This is a genomic window from Acinetobacter sp. COS3 (genome assembly GCF_000475335.1).
Lineage (GTDB): Bacteria > Pseudomonadota > Gammaproteobacteria > Pseudomonadales > Moraxellaceae > Acinetobacter > Acinetobacter venetianus.
This window is the reverse complement of the sequence record NZ_AXCD01000012.1, coordinates 1-24433: the sequence shown is the minus strand read 5'-3', so window position 1 is coordinate 24433 and position 24433 is coordinate 1. Positions and strand designations below refer to the sequence as shown.

Annotated in this window: 20 protein-coding genes and 1 tRNA gene; 5 read left to right on the top strand and 16 right to left on the bottom strand. The window is 40.2% G+C overall.

Going from position 1 to position 24433, the window contains the following annotated elements; genetic code table 11:
• Positions 1 to 34 precede the first annotated feature (34 nt).
• Positions 35 to 784 (bottom strand): hypothetical protein, encoded by a 750-nt coding sequence (locus IO68_RS23485; protein WP_007480150.1) that lies wholly within the window; start codon positions 782 to 784, stop codon positions 35 to 37.
• A 175-nt stretch (positions 785 to 959) separates the two neighbouring features.
• Here IO68_RS23485 and IO68_RS23480 point away from each other — a divergent pair, with 175 nt between their 5' ends.
• The 4 genes from IO68_RS23480 (at position 960) to IO68_RS23460 (ending at position 4956) form a co-directional block, all read left to right on the top strand.
• Positions 960 to 1652: a DsbA family oxidoreductase gene (locus IO68_RS23480; RefSeq protein ID WP_007480151.1), complete on the top strand. Its 693-nt coding sequence runs from the start codon at positions 960 to 962 to the stop codon at positions 1650 to 1652.
• Positions 1653 to 2035: 383 nt separating this feature from the next.
• The gene (locus IO68_RS23475) at positions 2036 to 2221 is read left to right on the top strand and encodes a hypothetical protein (protein WP_004876437.1); all 186 of its coding nucleotides are present in this window, start codon (positions 2036 to 2038) and stop codon (positions 2219 to 2221) included.
• A gap of 11 nt (positions 2222 to 2232) precedes the next feature.
• Positions 2233 to 3648, top strand: coding sequence for a hypothetical protein (locus IO68_RS23470; protein WP_007480152.1), 1416 nt, complete (start codon positions 2233 to 2235; stop codon positions 3646 to 3648).
• Between the two features lie 177 nt (positions 3649 to 3825).
• Positions 3826 to 4956 carry a hypothetical protein gene (locus IO68_RS23460; RefSeq protein WP_007480154.1) on the top strand — a complete coding sequence of 377 codons (1131 nt, stop codon included), beginning with the start codon at positions 3826 to 3828 and terminating at the stop codon, positions 4954 to 4956.
• 82 nt (positions 4957 to 5038) lie between these two features.
• Here IO68_RS23460 and htpG read toward each other — a convergent pair whose 3' ends face one another.
• The 5 genes from htpG to IO68_RS23435 all read right to left on the bottom strand — a co-directional run bounded on the left by htpG (position 5039) and on the right by IO68_RS23435 (position 10909).
• On the bottom strand, positions 5039 to 6958 hold the full coding sequence (gene htpG, locus IO68_RS23455; RefSeq protein ID WP_007480155.1) for a molecular chaperone HtpG: 1920 nt from the start codon (positions 6956 to 6958) through the stop codon (positions 5039 to 5041).
• A 112-nt stretch (positions 6959 to 7070) separates the two neighbouring features.
• Positions 7071 to 7424: a lysozyme inhibitor LprI family protein gene (locus IO68_RS23450; RefSeq protein WP_007480156.1), complete on the bottom strand. Its 354-nt coding sequence runs from the start codon at positions 7422 to 7424 to the stop codon at positions 7071 to 7073.
• A 128-nt stretch (positions 7425 to 7552) separates the two neighbouring features.
• Positions 7553 to 8137 carry an OmpW/AlkL family protein gene (locus IO68_RS23445; protein WP_004876427.1) on the bottom strand — a complete coding sequence of 195 codons (585 nt, stop codon included), beginning with the start codon at positions 8135 to 8137 and terminating at the stop codon, positions 7553 to 7555.
• A 458-nt stretch (positions 8138 to 8595) separates the two neighbouring features.
• A complete protein-coding gene (locus tag IO68_RS23440; RefSeq protein ID WP_007480157.1) occupies positions 8596 to 9960 on the bottom strand; it encodes a Na+/H+ antiporter family protein in 1365 nt (454 codons plus the stop codon).
• Positions 9961 to 10036: 76 nt separating this feature from the next.
• Positions 10037 to 10909 (bottom strand): alpha/beta fold hydrolase, encoded by an 873-nt coding sequence (locus IO68_RS23435; RefSeq protein WP_007480158.1) that lies wholly within the window; start codon positions 10907 to 10909, stop codon positions 10037 to 10039.
• A gap of 92 nt (positions 10910 to 11001) precedes the next feature.
• On the opposite strand from IO68_RS23435, the gene IO68_RS23430 reads away from it, so the two are divergent.
• Positions 11002 to 11508 carry a DUF4442 domain-containing protein gene (locus tag IO68_RS23430; RefSeq protein ID WP_007480159.1) on the top strand — a complete coding sequence of 169 codons (507 nt, stop codon included), beginning with the start codon at positions 11002 to 11004 and terminating at the stop codon, positions 11506 to 11508.
• Positions 11509 to 11555: 47 nt separating this feature from the next.
• On the opposite strand, the gene IO68_RS23425 is transcribed toward IO68_RS23430, so the two are convergent.
• The 10 genes from IO68_RS23425 to IO68_RS23380 all read right to left on the bottom strand — a co-directional run bounded on the left by IO68_RS23425 (position 11556) and on the right by IO68_RS23380 (position 24361).
• Positions 11556 to 11912, bottom strand: a complete 357-nt coding sequence (locus IO68_RS23425; protein WP_023013121.1) for a hypothetical protein — start codon at positions 11910 to 11912, stop codon at positions 11556 to 11558.
• Positions 11913 to 12087: 175 nt separating this feature from the next.
• On the bottom strand, positions 12088 to 16281 hold the full coding sequence (gene rpoC / locus IO68_RS23420; RefSeq protein WP_031234770.1) for a DNA-directed RNA polymerase subunit beta': 4194 nt from the start codon (positions 16279 to 16281) through the stop codon (positions 12088 to 12090).
• 142 nt (positions 16282 to 16423) lie between these two features.
• The gene (gene rpoB / locus IO68_RS23415) at positions 16424 to 20512 is read right to left on the bottom strand and encodes a DNA-directed RNA polymerase subunit beta (protein WP_007480163.1); all 4089 of its coding nucleotides are present in this window, start codon (positions 20510 to 20512) and stop codon (positions 16424 to 16426) included.
• Positions 20513 to 20821: 309 nt separating this feature from the next.
• On the bottom strand, positions 20822 to 21193 hold the full coding sequence (rplL, locus tag IO68_RS23410; RefSeq protein ID WP_004774018.1) for a 50S ribosomal protein L7/L12: 372 nt from the start codon (positions 21191 to 21193) through the stop codon (positions 20822 to 20824).
• A 42-nt stretch (positions 21194 to 21235) separates the two neighbouring features.
• Complete coding sequence (rplJ, locus tag IO68_RS23405) at positions 21236 to 21742, bottom strand: 50S ribosomal protein L10 (RefSeq protein WP_004876417.1); 507 nt, start codon at positions 21740 to 21742, stop codon at positions 21236 to 21238.
• Positions 21743 to 21987: 245 nt separating this feature from the next.
• Complete coding sequence (rplA, locus tag IO68_RS23400) at positions 21988 to 22683, bottom strand: 50S ribosomal protein L1 (RefSeq protein ID WP_004876415.1); 696 nt, start codon at positions 22681 to 22683, stop codon at positions 21988 to 21990.
• 3 nt (positions 22684 to 22686) lie between these two features.
• Positions 22687 to 23115 carry a 50S ribosomal protein L11 gene (gene rplK / locus IO68_RS23395; protein ID WP_004637639.1) on the bottom strand — a complete coding sequence of 143 codons (429 nt, stop codon included), beginning with the start codon at positions 23113 to 23115 and terminating at the stop codon, positions 22687 to 22689.
• 112 nt (positions 23116 to 23227) lie between these two features.
• Positions 23228 to 23761, bottom strand: a complete 534-nt coding sequence (nusG, locus tag IO68_RS23390) for a transcription termination/antitermination protein NusG (protein ID WP_004876413.1) — start codon at positions 23759 to 23761, stop codon at positions 23228 to 23230.
• Positions 23762 to 23768: 7 nt separating this feature from the next.
• Complete coding sequence (gene secE / locus IO68_RS23385; protein ID WP_004876411.1) at positions 23769 to 24209, bottom strand: preprotein translocase subunit SecE; 441 nt, start codon at positions 24207 to 24209, stop codon at positions 23769 to 23771.
• A 76-nt stretch (positions 24210 to 24285) separates the two neighbouring features.
• Positions 24286 to 24361: transfer RNA gene (locus IO68_RS23380), tRNA-Trp, on the bottom strand.
• Positions 24362 to 24433 lie beyond the last annotated feature (72 nt).

The window sequence follows — 24433 nt, the reverse complement described above, 5'->3', positions numbered from 1 at the left end:
TGACTTAAATATCAAATCATTGTCTTTTTAAAACTTAAAGTTCCTCGTCCAAAACTTCAGTATTGTTTTTCTTGATGTTATTCATTTTGGCATTTAGCTTTAAAACATCTTGATATAAAGCATTAAACTTTTTCACTTGCGCTGTTTCTGGGAAAAGAATCATCTTACCTTTTTTCTGCCACTGATCCTTTTTCAATAAATCAAACATCGCCTGTGCTTTTTCAATAATTTGTTGTTCTATAACGAATATATCATCAGCATTTTCTGCATTGATATTGCTTTCAATTTTTGCCAATAATGACGTTTTCATTTCATCGTCAATTGACAACTGTTTTGCCTGTTGCAATGAACTCAATTGAAGTTGTAGACGTTGTTTTCCATATTCATTGGAAATATTTCTTACATCAGCAAGCATTTTTTCAGTTTCTGCATAGTCCTGCTTACGATCACGATCCAAACGCTCAACATCCAAAAATGTATCCCAATTAGCAGCTTTTAACTCACGTAAATATTGATTTCGCGCTTCAATATTTTGCATCCAATAAGTCAGCAAAAACTCTGACATTTTTTTGTAATCACCTGACAGACGATCATCATGAATATCCAGCTGTACGGGGGTAGACCAATCCTGTGCTTGCATATAAAGAGCACGCATTTTTTCAGACATAACCACATCGAACATTTTTTGATTATTTAAAACACGCTGCTGTTGGTAATGTTGGTAGAAAAAAAATGAACTGATACACAGCACGACCACACCGATCAAAACTAATACACGGCGCATAAAGCCTCCTCATTTCATTATATTTTTTATGTTTTATCTAAGTTTAATCAAGACAATACTTAGATAGTATATCGTTTTTATTGCAGTGTACGTAACGCTGCATTACATTCACACCGCTTTAAATTCGTGTACACAGTCCCTATTATCTGTTTAATGTTAATTAAAGAGATCAATCATGCGTGTAGATATTTGGTCAGATGTGGTCTGCCCTTTTTGTTATATCGGTAAAAAACGCTTAGAACATGTTGCTGAGGAAGCAGGTATTGAGCTGGAAATCCATTGGCATAGTTTTGAACTTGATCCAAATGCACCCGCAAAACATGACACATCAAATACAGAGCGTTTAGCTAAAAAGTACGGTCGAAGCTACGCTGAAATGGAAGAGATGGAGCGTAATGTTGCAGCAATGGCAGCATCAGAAGGCATCGACTTCCAATGGCAGAAAGCCAATTCAGGTAATAGCTTTAATGCACATCGTATTATTCATCTTGCACAAAGTAAGGGACTAGGAAACGAAGCAAAAGAAGCGTTCTTCCACGCGTATATGACCGAAGGTCTTGCGATTGGAGAGCGTGAAGTTGTTGAGGAAATTGCTTCACGTATCGGTTTAGACAATGCTGAAGTTGAATATGTATTAGATTCAGATGAACTCGCTGATTTTGTTCGTCATGATGAAAAAATTGCACATGAGCAACTTAAAGTTACTGGCGTGCCATTTTTTGTGTTTGATCAAAAGCTCGCACTTTCGGGGGCGCAACCTCGTGAAGTTTTCTTACAAGCTTTGCAGCAAGCAGATTCAGATGATCAAAATATTGAACAGACCGATGCTGCACAATGTAATGATGACTCTTGCGAAATCAAACCTTAAATAATTAAACCTACAGATGAGTTTTATCGTTAGATAGAACTCATTCTTTATAGAACTTAATCTGTTGATTTAAACCAATTATCTTTAAAAAAATACCGCCTATCTCAGCCAAAAAATCCTGTAACAAAGTTCATGAGCTTATTGCTCAACTTTTAGCTAGTTGATTTGTGAACGAAATCACAAGCTGCTTATAAATTTATAGATGTATTTTTGCAGTACCATCTAATTATCCGATTCATTGTTTTAAAGTGTTTTTATTTTACCAATAAAACATGATCAACATCTCGATTTAGAATCCTCAAATGAGATTCTCTAGCAATTGACGTTCTCTAGATTTTGCCTATATTTCTTCTATAATCGTCATAAAGTGACAATCTTTTGTTATGGAAATGCAAGAGTTACAAGCCTTATTGAGTGGTCAAGTTCAGCCTGAACATATTTGTATAAAACAGCTTGTAGCATTGGCGCATCAGCATACTCTGACGACTACAACTGAATATAAATTGCTCGAAAATGCTGTAAATGTAGTACTGATTCATTATTTAAAACAGGCTCAAGCCTATCTCTAAGGAAACAGGCAATGGACGTATTAGAGAAAGCACTATTGGTTGACGAGCTCAAACATTTGATCGTTGGCCTCAATGATAATAAAGCTTCACTTTTTGAAATTGCAAAATCGAAACAACGAATCAAAGATATCTGTGCGTCATGCAATGATCCACTGTTTCAGGATGAACTAACGGCTTTTAAAGAATTTATGCAACAAGAAGAATTTTCAAAACAAGATTTAGAAGATTATGGTTTCTCAATGACTTATCGTGGAACCTATAATTTTATGGGAAGAGTTGAAAGTGCCTTATTTGCTTCGGCAGATATGGGTTGGGCTGCTCTACGTCAATCACAGCATTGGCAAATATGGGTCATTCGTCCGTCATTATCATTCTTAAAAAGTCCATGGATGACCTCAACTCAAGAAGCACTTGAATGGTTAAAAAAGCATAGTCGCGAATTTATTCGAACTGATGAGGAATTAAAAACCATCATCCCTGTTTTAGAAGCTCATAACGAAATACCGACAACACTTTCTGCTCAAGAACAACTCTCATTATTACGTAAAGAAACTGCAAACTTTGAGTCACAACTCGAAGCGATTATTCAAGAAAAAATTCAACCTGTAACGCCTTCAAGTGATTCAGGCACAGTCACGGCAACACGTCCTAGACCAAGCTTTAGACAAAACTCACCTTCTGTTGCAAATATTAATAAAGCGAAGCCTGTTGCACTCAAAGATTTTAATTTAGATGGTCTATTATGCCGCCTAGAGCGCGTAGATCCTAAATTATATCCGTCCTTGTATCGTGTAGAACTACATGATGAAATTAATCAAAATATCAAAATTGATTGGCTCTATTTAAAAGCAGAAAATGATGAGCAACCACACTGGGGAACCGCTCAAATTTTCATTGCGGAACAACTTTACGAGCAAGGTCAGTTTTCACATTATGTGGTTCTAATTGGTACGCATAGTATCGACTATGCGATTACAGTGCTACAAGCATATACAGATCAACGTCATACTAGAACAAGCTCAATTCATCAAACCACTTGGACGACATTTAAAAAATTTTATCATCAGCATGAAACACTTTTTAATGAATGCATTATGAACGGAGCACAAGTTTGGCAACGTAATGAAGAAGCATACCCATATATTCCAGCATCATTTATTAACACGAAAAAGTTTATTCCTTTTGAGGAAACAGCAGCGAACTTTTTAACTCCTATTATTTTACTCAAAGAGCATCAAAAGATTCGTGTCATCCATGGTGCAGAACGGATTAAGTTATCTGCCGAAGATCAAGCTTATCCTTACCTATTGCTTGATCGTACTGATGGCTATACATGGCAATTAATTCGTCAAGTCATTAGCCGCCTTGCTCAACCTATTTCCGTCAATGATTTATATCAAGCTTTAGAAAATTCAGATCTATCATGATCTACTTAATATAATACCTAAGTCATCATCAAAATTTTGCTGATGACTTTTCTTTTTTGGCGAATACATTTTTCTTGTAAACCCAAATGAATGAATTGCTGCTTTTTGTGTCTTGGTATTGATTTTATTGATGAAATAATCAAAATTGATACTAAGAACAATATAAAAGTTTTCATTATGAATATTTTCCAAAAAACGGTATCTGCTCATCTTTTTTACAGCATTTTGGCACTTTCGCTTGGGTCAATTAATGTGACTTACGCTGCTGATGAAACCACTCCTGATTCGCAAAATGATACTCAAGAGACGCAGAATAAAAGCTCTGAAAGCGTTCTGAACTATATTCCCAAATGGGTTGATGCAACCCCAACGATACTCCCTGAACAATCTAATCAACCTAATGTCCCACCAATGTCTGAGACTGAGGAGAAAACTTGGGTAGATCGAAAACAGCGAGATATTCGCAATTGGGCAGATCGCACTTCTGTGAAAATTGATGATTGGTTTGGCGATGTTGATCCTGATAAACCTGCTTCTGCAACGATTCGTTTTATGTTGGATAACTATTGGAACGAATATGATGGCTATGAAGTCAAACCTCGTATTCGAGGAAAAATTAAGCTTCCCACATTAGAGAAAAGATTTAGCTTGGTCTTCGGTGATGATTCACTAGATGATGAATTTGATAATAATATTGCCAATACCAACAACCAACCAAATCAGGACCCAGACAAAAAATTTGATTCAAAACAAACACGTGATAACAATGGATCAATTGCCTTACGTTGGTCGAACTTTTCGAAAAAACTTCCGTTTGAAACAGATGCAGATATCGGTATACGTTCAGGGGATGACATTTACTTACGCTTACGCGCGAAAAAAAATTGGGATTTAGAAAATGATTTCCGTTTTAATGCTGAGCAAATCTATCGCTATGGCAGCCAAAGCGAAAACTATCTTAGAACCAATTTAGAACTCATCCATGCTCGTCCGAATGAACCCTTTTTATCAGATCAACTCAGCCTCACCTATGCAGATGATCAAGATGATGACTTACGATGGGATAACCGAATATTTCGTCAGCACCAATTCTTTGCCAACAACAAATTTAACTATGGTATCTATACAGGTGGTTATTACAACAATAATGACCTGCGCTTAAACAGTTGGGGGCCTTTTGTTTCTTGGAGACAACCGCTTTGGCGTGAATGGTTTTTTGTTCAAGGCGATTTAAATTATTTCAATGATCACCGAGAAGATCGGAATCATTATGTGAGTACATTTGTCCGCTTGGAAACATTGTTCTGATGAAATAAGCAACAAAACTGTGGATAACTTTAAATTTATCCATAAGAAAAACCTCTGACGGATCAGAGGTTTTTTTAATCATTTATTTCATCAATAAACTATTAATGCGCTTCACATAAGCTGCAGGATCTTCAGGCAAACCACCTTCTGCAATTACAGCTTGATCAAAAATCACATTTGCAAGATCATCAAACTGTGTAGAGCTTTCCAATTTTTTCACCAGTGGATGCTCTGGGTTGATTTCCAAAGTCGGTTTAATTTCTGGTACAGCCTGACCAGCTTGCTTAAGCATACGGATTAGTTGTGGCGATAACTCACCTTCACTCGTAACCAAACACGCTGGTGAATCAACTAATCGCGTGGTTACACGTACTTCTTTGGTTTTATCTTTCAATGAAGTCGTTAAACGATCAACAACAGGTTTGAATTGCTCAGCAGCTTCTTCAAGTGCTTTTTTCTCATCAGCATCTTGTAAGTCTCCCAAATCAACCGCACCTTTTGACACGTTTTGTAATGGCGTACCGTCAAATTCATTGACAAAATTCATTGCCCATTCATCAACTCGGTCTGCCATTAAAAGCACTTCAATACCTTTTTTCTTGAATAGTTCAAGTTGTGGTGAGTTCTTCGCAGCAGTTAGACTATCAGCAGTCACATAATAGATTGCTTTTTGCCCTTCTTTCATGCGCGCTTTATATTCAGCAAAAGATGTGCTGATCTCATCATTGGTAGATGTTGCATAACGTAATAATTTTAAAATACGTTCACGATTACCAAAGTCTTCACCTAGGCCTTCTTTTAAGACTGAGCCAAATTCACTATAGAACGTTTTGAATTTCTCTTGGTCTTTTTCATCTTCCGATTTAGCTAAACCATCAATCAAGGTCAAAACACGGCGTGCATTTCCTTCACGAATCGTTTTAACATCACGGCTCTCTTGGAGCAATTCACGGCTCACGTTCAGCGGTAAGTCAGCGCTATCCACGACACCCTGTACAAAGCGTAAATAGTTTGGAATGAGGTTATCTGCTTCGTCCATGATGAAGACACGCTTCACATAGAGCTTAATGCCTGCTTTCGCCTCACGAGTAAACAAATCTTGTTTCGCTTGGCTTGGAATATAAAGCAATTGAGTATATTCAGTACTACCTTCAACACGATTATGCGCCCACGCCAAAGGCTCAGCAAAATCATGGCTTAAATTCTTGTAGAACTCGATATATTGCTCATCAGTGATTTCATTTTTACTGCGTGTCCACAACGCACTCGCAGAGTTAATCGCTTCCCATTCGTCAGTCTTGACCATTTGACCGCCTTTAGGTTCTTCACCCTCAGCAACCTCTTCCTCTTGCCAAACTTCTTTTTGCATTTCAATTGGCAAGCTAATATGGTCAGAATATTTATTAATGATCTGCTTCACTTTCCACGATTCTAGATACTCAAGCGCATCATCGCGTAAATGGAGGATGATATCTGTTCCACGTGTGGTTTTATCAATCGTTTGGACTTCAAACTCACCTGTCCCACCGCTAATCCAACGTACACCTTCAGCCGCATCTGCACCCGCACGACGAGATTCAACAGTGATTTTGTCAGCAACAATAAAACCAGAATAAAAACCTACACCAAACTGACCAATCAATTGCGCATCTGCTTTTTGATCACCTGTTAATTTCGACATAAAGTCTTTGGTGCCTGATTTCGCAATTGTCCCAAGGTTATCAATCGCTTCTTGCTGGCTTAAACCAATCCCATTATCTGAAATGGTCAGTGTTTTATTGTCTTTATCTAGCGTTACCCGTACATGTAAATCAGGATCATTTTCATAATATTCAGGATGATTAATTCCTTCAAAACGTAATTTGTCACATGCATCAGAGGCATTTGAGATTAATTCACGTAAGAAAATTTCAGGGTTTGAATAGAGAGAATGCGTCACTAAATGCAATAACTGAGCAACTTCAGCTTGGAAACTATAATTTTGTGATGCTTGTTCACTCATAAATCACTCCTTATTTTGAGACTTATCAAATTAGAATGATTTATGAATGGTGTATCTCTACGATTTTTCAATCCTTGTTTGCTTATTTTTTAACATTTAACAATCGAATCAATCAAAAAGGACCATGACTTAGTACGCGTTCCTGTAACAACTGATCTAATTGTTGCTGACGCTGTTGATAAGCTCTTTGAATACATTGAGTATTCGAACCACAAGCATTTCTTTGCTTTAACCATTTAAATTGCTGATCTTTTTCTGCATCACGTCCGCCCATTGGTAAAGCATGTAAAACAATCTGATAGGTCGTCGCAAGTCGAACATCTGCATCATTTAAAACGAGCGTATAGCAGATTTTCTGTTCGGCTTTTAATTTTGCAGCCTTACACGAAAAGCTGGCAGCATGCGTATTTGACATCAATAAACTAGAAACCAAGAGTGTGGCTGAATAAATGACTTTTTGTAGCATCACTTTTCCCTGAATGACTTTTCATTCTTTTCAGCATACAAAACGCAATGACGATTCCTTGTTTCTTTTTATATTTAAATTGAAAAAACCTCACGTTTCGTGAGGTTTTTTTTAAGGTTGGGTTGAGCTTAGAATTTGTAGCTATAACCTAGTGTGTAAACGACTGGATTAAGATCTAAATCAAATTTAGTCCCATCTACAAGCTTCACTTCAGGACTGATATCCGCATAACGAACATCCATATATACGCCCCAATTTTTCGCATCTGCTGGCTGGAAGTTGAAACCAAGCTGACCAGCAAAACCGTAGGTATTTTTCACATCATCGGCTACGCCTTTCTCATGCCATGCAATAAAAGCCGTACCACCTACACCAATATAAGGTGTAAAACGAGTTGAGTTTTTGAAGTTATATTTTGCTGTAATTGTTGGTGGTAACTGACGAACACTAGCAACTTTATCACCATTTAAAAGTACATCATGGTTGATTGGATTAGCTAATAATAGCTCAGCAGAAAAAGGAGTATCTCCGAAGAAATATTCAACAGATGGCGTAAATGCAAACTCGTGATCCCCTTTCACAGTTGCACCAGGAGCAAGTGTAGTATCCGCTGTTGGATCAATTAAACTTGCACCGACCTTAACTTGAAAACCACCTGCAAAAGCAGTTGAAGATAATCCCAGCAAAGCAATAACGAGCGCTTTCTTTAACATTTAAACAACCTCATTAACAAATTATTGATCTTGTGCATAATAATAGACATGTATTTTTACATTATGCAATACACATAAATTCCGACCATTTTATTTATTTTTATAAAATATTGAATAATATAAATTTATATTTGTAAAATTATGTAATAATTAATAATTCCGACAAGTTAAGTAAAGTTAAATTACTATAAAACCTAGCTTTTTTGTATACTTTAAATATCCAACTAAAATAGTAAAGTTATTTTAAATAATACATTTTAAAATTACTTAAAAATATAATTTAATCTTAAAATAATAAAATGACAGCATTATACAAATAACCCAATAAACAGACAAAAAATGTCACAACCTATATTTTTATTTTGATATACAGATTATTAAAAAATATTTTTCTGTGATGTATTTCTCAATCAATAAAAAAGGCCCTATAAATAGAGCCTAAATACAGTTTTAATTTTTTATAAAACCATTGCAGCAATCCAACCAAAAATGATCAGGGGTATGTTGAAATGCAAAAAGGTAGGTACAACGCTATCCCTCATATGATCATGCTGACCATCCATATTCAAACCCGATGTTGGCCCAAGAGTTGAATCTGAAGCTGGAGAGCCTGCATCACCCAATGCAGCAGCAGTTCCGATGATTGCAATCGTTGCCATTGGACTAAAACCAAACTGCAAACATAATGGCACATACATGATGGCTAAGATCGGTACAGTAGAAAATGAAGAGCCAATACCGAGTGTGATCAACAGACCGACCAAAAGCATGACAAAAGCAGCTAAGGCTTTACTATCCCCAATCCAGCCAGCTGTAGCTTTCACAAGCTCAGGAACCTGATTGGTTGCTTCAATAACTGTGGCAAAACCTTGGGCAGCAATCATAGTAAAACCAACCAGTGCCATCATGCGCATACCTGTCACGATCACATCATCAGCTTCTTTCCATTTAAAGATTCCAGCACAACTCAAGATCGCTACACCAACTAAGCCCGCGACAATCATTGAATCTGAATAAAGCTGTACAACAATCGTAGCGAGAATCGCAAATGCAGCCATGAATAACGTGAACTTTGCAATCTGTGGTGCTTGTTGTTCTTGTGTCATTTCACCCACGATGCTACGAGCAACGTTATGCAATGCTTTGTCTTGGTAATCTCGCGGCTTACGATAACTAATAAAAACCGCTGTTAACATCCCCAAGAACATTCCAGAGACAGGAATCAACATTGCTCGAGGAATTTGATCGTTGCTGATATGGAAACCGTAGCTTTGACCAAAATGGTTAATATTGTGCGCTAAAATATCATTTAAGAAGATCGCACCAAATCCCATAGGCAAGAACATATACGTTGCAACTAAGCCAAAAGTTAGCACACACGCAATCGCTCTACGGTCTAAACGTAGATGGTTGAAAACAATCAATAACGGTGGAATCAAAACTGGAATAAATGCAATGTGTACTGGAATGACATTTTGCGATGCCACCGCAGCCGCGCCAACTGTAAGAAAAATGAGAAATTTCACCTTCTTCTGAGCACGAATATCTGCATCATTTTTAAGACTTTTAACTAATTTATAAGCAAGTAAATCAGGTAAACCAGAACGAGCAAGTGCCAAAGCAAAAGCACCAAGCACGCCATAAGCAAGTGCAATTTGCGCACCGCCGCCCAGACCATTATTAAATGCGTCTAACGTACCTTGTACCCCTAGGCCTGCTAACAAACCTCCCGTTAAAGCTCCAATTACAAGTGCAAAAACAACTGGAACTCGCCCCAATGAAAGGCCGAACATGACAGCAACCGCTGCAATAATCGCGAACATAACTTTGAACTAAATGAAACGAGGGCGTCATTCTAACAGAGTTTAAATTCTGCGATTGCTGTCAGTTGATTTTTATTTATGCATTTTTCACGATAAATTGGCGAATATAATCGGCAATTTTTTCAGGCTGACTGAGTACTGCCCAGTGATTTGCATCTAGCTCAACATATTCAAATTTTTCAACCCATTTTGGCATTGATTCAGTGATGTATTCTGGGCTTACAAAGGCATCACGACGTAATACAATCGCCTGAACCGGACACTGCGCATAACGTTGACGTGGTTGAGTCAGCGATGGAATAAAGTTCGCTCGATATAAGTTAATTCCATATTTACCATCGGCAACAATATTTGCATTTAAAGGTAAGTTTTGTTTCTTCTCTAAACCACTTAAAATCTTGCCCCATTTTTCTGGACTAAAAAATGTCCATACAGTTGGAGCAACCAAAGGTAAATGGAAAGCACCGATATACCATGATTTGGTCAGCATTTTCAGCACATTGCTTGGAGCTGATTTAAATTTCTCACGCAAATACAATGATGCATGATCTAAGCACGGTCCTGAAATCGTTGTATAAGACAATAGACGACCTTTTAACTTAGGCTCAGTTGCAGATTCCCATGACTGCAAAGAACCCCAATCATGGGCTGCCATATGGAAATTACGATTCGGAAGCACTTGATCAACCACTTCCTGTAAGTCTAAAGATAAGCGTGGCAAACGATAGTCTTTAATACGCTTAGGAATTGAAGATAAGCCTGCACCACGCACGTCATAAGTCACCACGTAATAATCATTGACTAATTTTTCAATGATTGGTTCCCAAACTTCCTGATTATCTGGATAGCCATGCACTAAAACTAAAGGCGTTTTTTTCTCATCTCCCCATGTTTTCACACACAGTGTTTGCTGATCTGACGTTGTGACTGTTTTGACTAGTGCTTGCATAATTTTTTCCCATTTTGTTTTCTATCGGCTGTTCATGAAACAACCATTGCCAGCGGTGCAATAAAAGTGATACTTATGGAGTATGAATAGAGTTGCAAGAAAAAAAATTGACCATGAAAGACTTTTTCAGAAAAATTCGAACCATTCCGATTGTTTCAAAATTTATCCTCAATCACTACTCGCCCTATCGTGGAGCAGGTATTTCGATTGAAACAATTGATTTGGATCATTACCACATTCGCGTCCAAATGCCACTCACAAGAAAGAATCGTAATATTGTTGGAACTCATTTTGGAGGAAGCCTTTACTCCATGGTTGATCCCTTTTATATGCTGATTTTAATGCATCATTTGGGTCATAAATATATTGTCTGGGACAAGAGTGCCTCGATTAACTTCCTTTCTCCAGGCCGAAATACAGTCTATGCAGATATTCAACTGAGTGCTGCTGAGATTAATGAAATTAAGCAACTCGCAGAGAATCATGAACCTGTATTTCGCACTTATACCTTGAATATTGTGGATGAGTCTGGAACTCGGATTGCTGAGGTTGAAAAAATACTATATATCCGCCGTAAAAAACCTAGAGCCAGCTCATAGTAAAATGCCTACAGGTGAATGTAGGCATTTTTAAATCTTAGTGGAAACTATTTCTTCTCTTGGATTGCTGCACCAGCACCACCACCAATCGCACCACCGATCGCAGCCCCAGAATCACCACCTAAAAGCGCCTTACCGACAACGGAACCGATACCTGCACCAATTGCGCTGCTTGTCGTAGTATTACGGCTACCACCTTGTGTGTTTGAACCAACTCCCGCACCTGCTGCTGCACCCACACCCGCACCAATACCACCACCTACATGGTTACCTACACCACCGCCTACAGCACCACCTAAAGCCGCTGCACCAATTCGTTGATCAGATGCACTCATATTTTGGCAACCTGTAAACATCACCGCCGACAACATCAAAGTTGAAACTAAACCAATTGTTTTTTTCATGAGCCTATTCACTCCTATACGTTCTATTAAAAATCATAATCTTCTTTTATGTGGAGTTTGATCACATTCTGTTATTACATTTACTGAATCGTTTAGTGTTTTGTAAAAGACGTATTCATTTTAAGCTTTCAATAAAAAAAGGCACCCGAAGGTGCCTTTTTTGATCAGCGAGAACTTAGAACTGGTCTGAGTTCAATGCTTGACTAAATGCTTGGTCTACTTCACTAAAGTCATTGTGAAGTTCAAATTCAGCAGCTTCTGCTTCTTGGCGACGACGCTCTAAGTGATACGCAAGACCTGTACCCGCTGGGATCAAGCGACCCACAACAACGTTTTCTTTCAAGCCACGTAAATCATCTTCTTTACCTGTTACAGCCGCTTCAGTTAACACACGAGTTGTTTCCTGGAACGATGCAGCAGAAATGAACGAGTCAGTAGAAAGCGATGCTTTCGTGATACCCATCAATTGACGTTCAAACTTCGCAGGGAACTTGTTCTGAGCCAAGACAGCTTGGTTCTCTTGAACAACACGGATGTAATCCACTTGCTCACCTTTGATGAAGCTTGTATCACCTCCATCAGTGATATCAACTTTACGCAACATTTGACGTACAACAACTTCAATGTGCTTATCGTTGATTTTTACACCTTGGAGACGGTAAACGTCTTGAACTTCGTTCACGATGTAGTTAGTTAATGCAACTTCACCTTTCAAACGTAAGATGTCATGTGGGTTTTGCGGACCATCAGAGATTGTCTCACCACGGTTCACATGCTCACCTTCGAACACGTTGATTTGACGCCATTTTGGAATCAATTCTTCGTAGATCTCAGAACCATCATCTGGCGTGATCACTAAACGATTCTTACCTTTGGTCTCTTTACCGAAGCTTACAACGCCAGATACTTCTGCAAGGATCGCATGTTCTTTCGGTTTACGTGCTTCGAATAAGTCAGCTACGCGCGGAAGACCACCGGTAATATCACGAGTACGTGAAGTTTCTTGTGGTACACGACCAATAACGTCACCCACACCAATTGTTTCACCATCACGAACGGTTACGATTGTATTTTGTGGTAAGAAGTAGAACTGTTCGCCGCCATCTGTTGTATCCAACACGATTGCAGGACGTAAATCTTTACCAGAAGCAGGACGAGCTGTTACAGGCAAGATTTCAACAGTGGTCATACCCGTTGCATCATCAGTTTTCGATGTTGCAGTTACGCCATCAGCAATCTGGCTGAAACGCGCTTTACCAGCAACTTCTGTTACCAATGGATGTGTATGTGGATCCCAAGTCGCTACGATACCGCCAGCTTCTACAGCTTCACCATCTTTCAACAAGATGCTTGCACCGTAAGGAAGCTTATAACGCTCGCGCTCACGACCTAAATCATCCGCAATACCAATTTCACCTGAACGTGAAACAGATACTTGGTGACCTTTGGCATGTTGTACAGTTTTCACGTTGTGGAAACGTACAGTACCTTTGTTACGTACTTGAACACTGTTTGCAGCAGAAGTTCGGCTCGCAGCACCACCAACGTGGAACGTACGCATTGTTAACTGTGTACCTGGTTCACCAATTGATTGTGCAGCCATTACACCAACTGATTCACCTGGGTTCACCAAGTGACCACGTGCAAGGTCACGACCGTAACAACGAGCACATACACCGAAGGTAGATTCACAAGCAATAACTGAACGTACTTTAACTTCATCGACACCCGCTTCTTCAAGCTGAGCAGCAATTTTCTCGTCAATTAACGTACCACGTGGAAGAACCACTTTATCATCAGATGCACGACGTACATCTTCAGCAGTTACACGACCTAATACGCGGTCGCGTAATGGTTCAATAACGTCACCACCTTGAATGAATGGTGTCATGACTAAGCCGCCAGCTGTACCACAGTCAGATTCAGTAATAACTAAATCTTGTGCTACGTCTACAAGACGACGTGTCAAGTAACCAGAGTTCGCAGTTTTCAATGCTGTATCGGCCAAACCTTTACGCGCACCGTGTGTCGAGATGAAGTACTGAAGTACCGTCAAACCTTCACGGAAGTTTGCTTTAATTGGAGTCTCAATGATCGAGCCATCCGGCTTCGCCATCAAACCACGCATACCAGCAAGCTGACGGATCTGCGCCGCACTACCACGGGCACCCGAGTCAGACATCATATAAATCGAGTTGAATGATTTCTGCTTCTCGTCTTCACCTTGTTTGTTTTTCACAAGTGTATAAGACAAGTTATCCATCATCGCTTTCGCAACTTGGTCGTTTGTACGCGCCCAAATATCGACAACTTTGTTATAACGCTCACCCGCAGTTACGAAACCTTGCTCAAACTGTTGTTCGATTTCACGAACTTCTGTTTCAGCTTTATCGATAATTGCATGTTTAGTTGGCGGAATAAGCATGTCTTCCATACCAACAGAAACACCTGAGCGAGTCGCTTGACGGAAGCCCAAATACATCAATTGGTCAGCGAAGATAACCGTATCTTTCAAACCAAGCTTACGGTAGCAAGAGTTGATTAACTTCGAGATGTTTTTCTTGGTCATCTCAAGGTTGATCGATTCAAAGCTTAAGCCTTGTGGCACAACTTCCCATAACAAGCAACGGCCAGGTGTTGTATCAACAATGATAGTTTGCTTTTCACGGTTACCGTTTTCGTCAATCACAGTTTGGTGTACACGTACTTTTACGCGTGCATGGATTGCAACTTTACCAGTCGCTAACGCACGGTTAACTTCGTGAGTATCCGCAAATACCATGCCTTCACCTTTGGCATTTACCGCATCACGAGTGATGTAGTAAAGGCCCAAGACAACGTCTTGAGAAGGAACGATAATTGGCTCACCGTTTGCAGGCGACAAGATGTTATTCGTTGACATCATCAACGCACGAGCTTCTAACTGTGCTTCCAATGTCAATGGAACGTGTACCGCCATTTGGTCACCATCGAAGTCGGCGTTGAACGCAGCACATACGAGTGGGTGAAGACGGATTGCCTTACCTTCGATCAAGATAGGTTCAAATGCTTGAAGACCTAGACGGTGAAGTGTTGGTGCACGGTTCAACATGACTGGATGTTGACGAATAACGTGTGCTAAAACGTCCCAAACTTCAGGTGTTTCACGCTCAACCATTTTCTTCGCAGCTTTAATGGTTGTTGCTTGGCCAGAAGCTTGTAGTTTTGCGAAAATGAATGGCTTGAATAATTCAAGTGCCATTTTCTTCGGAAGACCACACTGGTGAAGGCGTAAAGTAGGACCAACGGTAATTACCGAACGACCTGAATAGTCAACACGCTTACCGAGCAAGTTTTGACGGAAACGACCTTGTTTACCTTTGATCATATCTGCCAAAGATTTCAATGGACGTTTGTTCGAACCTGTAATCGCACGACCACGACGACCGTTATCAAGTAATGCATCAACAGACTCTTGTAACATACGTTTTTCGTTACGTACGATGATGTCTGGTGCAGCAAGGTCAAGAAGACGCTTTAAACGGTTGTTACGGTTGATCACACGACGATATAAATCGTTCAAGTCTGAAGTCGCGAAACGACCACCTTCAAGTGGTACAAGCGGACGTAAGTCTGGTGGAAGTACTGGAAGTACATTCATTACCATCCATTCAGGCTTGTTGTTTGAATCTTTGAAAGCTTCCATCAATTTCAAACGCTTAGAAGCTTTCTTAAGCTTCGTTTCAGACGTTGTTTGTGGAATTTCTTCACGTAAACGTGAAATTTCTGCTTCAAGATCAATATCTTTTAACAAATCCTGAACTGCTTCTGCACCCATTTTCGCAGTGAATTCATCACCGTGTTCTTCAAGTGCATTGTAGTATTCTTCGTCTGTTAAAAGTTGATACTTTTCAAACGGAGTCATACCAGGATCTGTTACAACATAAGATTCGAAATACAATACGCGCTCGATATCACGTAAAGTCATATCAAGAAGTAAACCGATACGGCTCGGTAATGATTTCAAGAACCAGATGTGTGCAACTGGAGAAGCAAGCTCGATGTGACCCATACGTTCACGACGAACTTTTGCAGTTGTTACTTCAACGCCACATTTTTCACAAATGACGCCTTTATATTTCATACGCTTGTATTTACCACACAAGCATTCGTAATCTTTTACTGGACCAAAAATTTTGGCACAGAACAAACCGTCACGTTCAGGTTTAAAAGTACGGTAGTTAATGGTTTCAGGTTTTTTAACTTCACCGTGAGACCATGACTTAATCATCTCTGGTGACGCAAGACCAATACGGATACGGTCAAATTCAACAGGTGCATGACCTTCTGAATCCGTTTTCTTACGCATGATATCGAGCAAGTCTTTCAATTTTTTTCTCCGTGTGTCGGGAAGCTACGCTCACCCGACTGGGTCACAAATATTGTTTTTACTGAAATTTGGAAATCTCGAATCCCCCTTCATAAAGGGGGACTTTACCCCTCTTTCTCAAACAGGGGTTAGCGGAGATTTTTTAGTCACCATTTTTCAGTTCAATGTTGATACCTAAAGAACGGATCTCTTTGGTCAATACGTTGAACGATTCAGGCATACCCGGATCCATATAATGGTTACCATCTACAATGTTCTTATAGATGCGTGTACGACCTTCGACGTCATCCGACTTAACAGTAAGCATTTCTTGGAGTGTATATGCTGCACCGTATGCTTCAAGTGCCCATACTTCCATCTCACCGAAACGCTGACCACCGAATTGTGCTTTACCACCAAGCGGCTGCTGTGTAACAAGCGAGTAAGAACCTGTTGAACGCGCATGCATTTTGTCATCAACCAAGTGGTTCAATTTGAGCATGTACATGTAACCTACAGTTACAGGACGATCAAACTGCTCACCTGTGCGTCCATCAAACAATACCGTTTGACCAGTACGCGAAATGTCTGCCAATTCAAGTAAGTCTTTAATTTGACTTTCTTCAGCACCATCGAATACAGGTGTTGCCAATGGAACACCAGCACGCAAGTTACCTGAAAGTGCTAAAATTTCTGCGTCAGTTAAGCTATTCAGCTCTTCTTGTTCGCCACCAACCTTGTTATAAATCTTGTCTAAGAAATCACGTAGTTCTAACACTGTACGCTGTTCTTTCAACATTTTCTCGATTTTATCGCCAAGGCCTTTCGCCGCCATACCTAAGTGAGTTTCAAGAATCTGACCCACGTTCATACGTGACGGTACACCCAATGGGTTTAACACGATATCAACGGGTACACCATTTGCATCATGCGGCATGTCTTCAACTGGCAAGATGTTTGATACAACACCTTTGTTACCGTGACGACCCGCCATCTTATCACCAGGCTGGATACGACGTTTAACAGCAAGGTAAACCTTAACAACTTTCAATACGCCAGTTGTTAATTCATCACCTGTAGAAAGTTTACGTTTCTTCTCAGCAAACTTCTCATCAATCTCGTAGCTCTTCTCTTTCAAGAACACTTGAATTTGAGTTAAACGCTCAGCAATTGCTTCATCATTTGGCTGGATTTCAAGTAAATCAACAAGCTCTAAACCAGACAATACATCTTCAGAAAGTTTATCGCCACGTTTAGTCGAACCGCCACCGTTAGATTCTTGACCTTTCAACAAACGAACAATACGTTCACGTGCTGCTTCTTCGAAGATTTTGTATTCTTCTTTCAAGTCTTTACGGTATGCATCAAGCTGAGCTTTTTCAATTGCCTGTGCACGTTCATCTTTTTCCAAACCATCACGAGTGAAGACTTGAACGTCGATAACCGTACCTTTAGTACCAGACGGAACACGTAAAGAAGAGTCTTTTACGTCAGCCGCTTTTTCACCAAAGATTGCACGAAGTAATTTTTCTTCAGGTGTTAATTGAGTTTCGCCTTTAGGCGTTACCTTACCAACAAGGATATCACCCGCAGTCACTTCAGCACCGATATACACGATACCTGACTCATCCAATTTAGACAGTGCAGCTTCACCTACGTTAGGAATATCGGCAGTAATTTCCTCTGCACCTAACTTAGTATCACGTGCCACACATGACAATTCTTGAATGTGAATCGACGTTAAACGGTCTTCTTGAAGTACACGCTCAGATAATAAGATCGAGTCTTCGTAGTTATAACCATTCCATGTCATGAACGCGACACGCATGTTTTGACCAAGTGCAAGTTCACCCATGTCAGTCGATGGACCGTCAGCCAAGATGTCACCACGAGCAACTTTGTCGCCTAATTTCACGATAACATTTTGGTTAATACATGTATTTTGGTTTGAACGTGTATATTTGATGAGGTTATAGATATCTACACCCGCCTCACCTGCGATCATTTCATCTTCGTTTACACGAATAACGATACGAGATGCATCAACATATTCAATTGCACCACCACGATCGGCGATCACACACACACCAGAATCACGTGCTACGTTTGCTTCCATACCCGTACCAACAAGCGGCTTGTCAGCACGTAAAGTTGGAACAGCCTGACGTTGCATGTTTGAACCCATTAATGCACGGTTCGCATCATCGTGTTCAAGGAATGGAATCAATGATGCTGCAACAGAAACAACCTGCTGTGCAGAAACGTCCATATGAGTTACGCGCTCAGGCGACATACGTACGAATTCACCTTGATGACGTACAGAAACCATTTCTTCAGTCAAGTTGCCATCTTTATCAACAGCAGAATCGGCCTGTGCAATGACAGTACCCACTTCTTCAATTGCAGATAAATATTCAACATCGTCAGTTACGCGACCATCTACAACTTTACGATACGGTGTTTCCAAGAAGCCAAAGTCGTTTGCTTTAGCATATACAGAAAGCGAGTTGATCAAACCAATGTTTGGACCTTCAGGCGTTTCAATAGGACAAACACGACCATAGTGAGTTTGATGTACGTCACGTACTTCGAAGCCCGCACGTTCACGAGTCAAACCACCAGGACCAAGCGCAGATACACGACGTTTGTGTGTAATCTCAGACAATGGGTTGTTTTGGTCCATGAACTGAGATAATTGGCTTGAACCAAAGAATTCTTTGATTGCAGCAGCAACTGGTTTTGCGTTGATTAAATCTTGCGGAGACAAGTTATCTGTTTCTGCTTGGCTTAAACGTTCTTTAACAGCACGTTCAACACGAACTAAACCAACACGGAATTGGTTTTCTGTCATTTCACCAACAGAACGCACACGACGGTTACCTAAGTGATCGATATCATCAACTTCACCTTTACCGTTACGAATTTCAACCAATGTACGCAGTACATCAATGATATCTTCGTGCGATAAAATTCCTTCAACTTCACGTGACTTCTGATCAGTACCCACTTCGTAAGGACGACCCAAACGACGGTTAAACTTCATACGACCTACTGGAGAAAGATCATAGCGCTCAGAAGAGAAGAATAAGTTATTGAATAAGTTCTCAGCAGCTTCTTTCGTCGGTGGTTCACCTGGACGCATTACTTTATAGATTTCAACAAGTGCTTCTTCACGACCTGTTGTTGTATCTGCACGTAATGTATCCGCAACGAAAGGACCACGGTCGATGTCATTTGTAAACAGAATGTTAAACTGCTTAACACCACCTTCAGCGATCTTCACCATGATTTCATGGCTAAGCACCGTATTTGCAGGAATCACATCACCGTTTTTCAGTGTGATGTCTTCAGCTGTAATACGCTCATATAAATATTCATCAGGTACAGAAAGCTTCGCTAAGTTTGCAGCTTCCATTTGACGTACGTGACGTGCATTAATACGTTTGCCTTGTTCTACGATTGTTTTACCATCGTTATCCAAGATATCAAATTGCGCCATTTCACCACGTAAACGATCTGGAACGAGGTCAATTTGATAGCTACCCATATCTAGATATACAGGTACTTTTTCGTAAAACAAATTCAAGATTTGTTCATTGGTATAATTCAAGGCACGTAAAATCACAGTCGCCAACAATTTACGACGACGGTCAATACGTACGAATACTAAATCTTTAGCATCAAATTCAAAATCTAACCATGAACCACGGTAAGGAATAATACGTGCTGAATACAACACTTTACCGCTTGAGTGGGTTTTACCTTTGTCATGGTCAAAGAATACGCCTGGTGAACGGTGTAATTGAGATACGATTACACGCTCTGTACCGTTGATAACGAATGTACCGTTATCGGTCATGAGTGGCATTTCACCCATGTAAACTTCTTGTTCACGAACGTCTTTAATTGATTTCGTTTCACGATCTTTGATGATCAAACGAATTTTTACGCGCATTGGTGCTGCATAAGTTGAACCACGCAAAATACATTCACGTACGTCAAACTCAGGCTTACCAAGACTATACTCAACAAATTCTAAAGCAGCATTGCCAGAATAACTTTCAATAGGAAAAACTGAACGAAATGCGGCTTGGAGACCGATATCTTCGCGATTTTTTGGAGTTTTACCGTCTTGCAAGAATGTACGATACGAATCGACTTGAATCGAAAGCAAGTACGGTGCATCCATTACTTGGGGCAATTTACCAAAATTCTTACGGATCCGTTTCTTTTCGGTATATGAGTATGCCATCTGGAGTCCTCGGAAAGTAAACCAAACCCGCCTGCAGAACGGGTTTGGAAGGAATTACGCAGGCCGATATGGCCACCACTGTTTACAAATGCTGCAATTTTTAGTGGTATTAAAACGCTTAACAATATTTTTATAAGCAAAAAAATATTGGTAAGCGTTTGATATTCAGTCGTTTATTCTAATTACGCACGTATTACAAGCAAAACTAACAAAAAACGAGCCGATTATTGTAACGCAAAAAGGCTGATGACCCAAGAGCCATCAGCCATTTTTTGGAGCCGATTATCAAAAAACCGACTCCCTACAGAATTACTTAAGTGTAACTGTAGCACCAGCTTCTTCAAGCTTCTTCTTAAGTTCTTCGCCTTCTTCTTTAGAAACGCCTTCTTTAAGAACAGCAGGAGCGCCTTCAACCATATCTTTAGCTTCTTTAAGACCAAGACCAGTAGCTTCACGAACTGCTTTAATTACAGCAACTTTGTTAGCACCGAAAGAAGTCAACTCAACGTTGAATTCAGTTTGTTCTTCAGCAGCAGCAGCGCCAGCACCTGGAGCAGCAGCAACAGCTACAGCAGCAGCAGATACGTTAAATTTTTCTTCGAAAGCAGAAATTAATTCAACAAGTTCAAGAACTGTTTTTTCAGCAACTGCGTTTAAGATTTCTTCGTTAGTTAAAGCCATGAGAATAACTCCAAATGGATATTGAATGGTGTGAAAATAGGATTAAGCCGCTTCTGACTCGTTTTTCTCTTTGAGTGCTGTAATAAGGCGACCCAATTTCGAAATAGGAGCTTGAAGAACAGAGGCAAGCATAGTAAGCGCTTTCTCTTGGTTCGGAAGGTTTGCAATAACGCTAACTTCTGCACCTTTATAAAGTTTGCCATCAAATGCAGCAGCTTTAAGTTCAAATGCTTTGTTAGTTTTCGCAAATTCTTCGAACAAGCGTGCAGCTGCACCCATGTCGTCTTCAGAAGTAGAGAAACCGAGAATTGTTGGACCAACAAGGTCGTCATTCAAGATATCGAATTGAGTACCTTCGAATGAACGCTTAGCCAAAGTGTTACGCACGATACGTGTAGTAACACCTAACTTACGAGCTTCAACACGAAGTGTTGTTAATTGCTCTACAGTTAAGCCTTGGTAGTCAGCAACAACGGCAGAGAACGCTTTAGAAGCAACTTCGTTTACTTCTGCAACGATCTGTTTTTTGTCTTCGATAAGAAGAGCCATTGTAAAACCTCCTAACGGTGATTTATGCACTCAAATATGAGTACACTCCCAATTCGTAAGCCTTTCGACCTACACGTGGAGGAGGAACAAATCACACCACCACGTCTACTCAGACTGGTTTATTAAGAAAAATATTCGAAAATATCTCTCGCCTGAGGTCTTTGACGCTGATAAATATTCATTTATCAATTCAAAGTTTGCTCAGATTCTTATAAAAGAATCTGAGGCTTTAAAATTCTTTCTAATTACTTAGAAACGTTGTTTACGTCAATTGCAAGACCAGGACCCATAGTTGAGCTCAAAGTGATCTTTTTAACGTATACACCTTTAGAAGTTGCAGGTTTTAAACGTTTCAAATCTGCAATTAAAGTTTCAACGTTTTGACGAACAGCATCTTCGCTGAAGCCTAACTGACCAATCGCAGCGTGGATGATACCCGCTTTGTCTACACGGTAACGTGCTTGACCAGATTTAGCATTCTTAACCGCACCAGCAACGTCAGGAGTTACTGTACCCACTTTAGGGTTTGGCATTAAGCCACGTGGACCAAGAATCGTACCTAACTTACCAACAACGCGCATTGCATCAGGAGCAGCAATCACTACGTCGAAATCAAGATTTCCACCTTGAATGCTTTCAGCAAGGTCATCAAAACCAACGATGTCAGCACCAGCTTCTTTTGCAGCTTCAGCAGCAGCACCTTGAGCAAATACTGCAACACGTACAGTTTTACCAGTACCAGCAGGTAAAGTAGTCGCACCACGAACAACTTGGTCAGATTTACGTGGATCTACACCAAGGTTTACAGAGATGTCTAAAGATTCTTTGAACTTCGCAGCTGGAAGGCTGTTAAGAACTTGTACTGCTTCTTCCAAAGTGTAAACTTTGTTTGCTTCTACAGCAGCAGCGATGGCTTTTTGACGTTTAGTTAACTTTGCCATGTCTTATAGCTCCACTTCCAAGCCCATAGAACGTGCAGAACCAGCGATGGTACGAACACGAGCGTCTAAATCAGCACCAGTTAAGTCTGGTTCTTTAGTAGTCGCTATTTCTTCTAATTGAGCACGAGTCAACTTACCAACTTTAGTTTTGTTAGGTACAGAAGAACCCTTTTGAATACCAGCAGCTTTCTTAAGAAGAATAGATGCAGGTGGAGTTTTCATGATGAAAGTGAACGACTTATCGTTGTACACAGTGATCACGACAGGAATTGGCAAACCAACTTCAAGTTTTTGTGTAGCAGCATTGAATTCTTTACAGAAAGCCATGATGTTTACACCACGTTGACCTAAAGCAGGACCAATTGGTGGAGATGGATTTGCTTTACCAGCTGGAACTTGCAGCTTGATATAGCCGTCAATCTTCTTAGCCATTGAAAATTTCCTCTGGGTACAGACGCCGCTAGGCTCCCCAAAAAATTAAACAACACCGAAGTGTTAGAACAACAATGCCCGATCAAATCGGGCGCTTTTCAACCAATTCAAATTAAATCGTTTTTTCGACTTGACGAAATTCGAGTTCAACTTGAGTTGGTCGATTAAATACATTAATCGTCAACGTTAAACGTGACTTATCGTATTGTACTTCCTCCACGACCCCTTTAAAGTCTGTGAACGGACCATCAATAACGAGCAATTCTTCACCTGGCTCAAACATCGTCTTAGGACGAGGTGCTTCACCAGTATTACGTACACGAGCAAGAATCGCATCTGCTTCACGCTGTGAAATTGGTGCTGGTTTCTCTGGTGTTCCACCAATAAAACCTAGAACCTTTGGACATTCTTTTACAATGTGCCAAGTATCATCATTCATTTCCATTTCGACTAATACATAGCCTGGAAAGAATTTACGTTCAGATTTGCGCTTCTTCCCATCCTTCATTTCTACTACTTCTTCAGTAGGAACAAGGACTTCACCAAAGCTATCAGCTACCGTGCTACGTTGAATTCGTTCATTAAGTGAACGCATCACTTGTTTTTCAAAACCTGAATAGGCATGAATAATATACCAACGTTTCATGGCGCTCTTACCCGATAATTAACTTAATAAACCAACCTAACCCGTAATCGAAGCACCACAACACTAATGATGCTACAACCACAACCAAAAGAACCTGCCACGATGTCGTGATCGTCTCTTGTTTTGTAGGCCAAGTCACTCGACGCAGTTCAATTCGTGCATCTTGCAACAAGCGCACAAAGCCTTTACCTTGATGGGTGGCGTATAATAAACCTAAAGCGACGACGATACAAGCCAAAATTACCCCAATGCGCACCCAAATATCATTTGCAGGCGCCCAATAGGCTGGTAAATGCTGATTTACCAATGCTGAACCGATGAATAAAGCTATAGCAATCAACCACAAAACAGCATCAAGTGGAGAACCTGAACTTACAACTTCCGCAGCATTATTTCTTTGAGGGATTGGCGCGTCGCTTAATGCGTCACGCGATTTATCATTCGACATTTTTTTACTCGTCGTAGAATTCGCGACTTATTATATGACAACTCAGCCAGAATTAAGCTTTTTTATAAAAAAAAAGTGGCAGGCCAGGAGGGACTCGAACCCCCAACATTCGGTTTTGGAGACCGACGCTCTACCAATTGAACTACTAGCCTATTATGCAAATCGAAAGCCGAAGCTTCCGATTTGAGTGTAACACAGTATTGGGCTTATGCAGTTACTTTAGC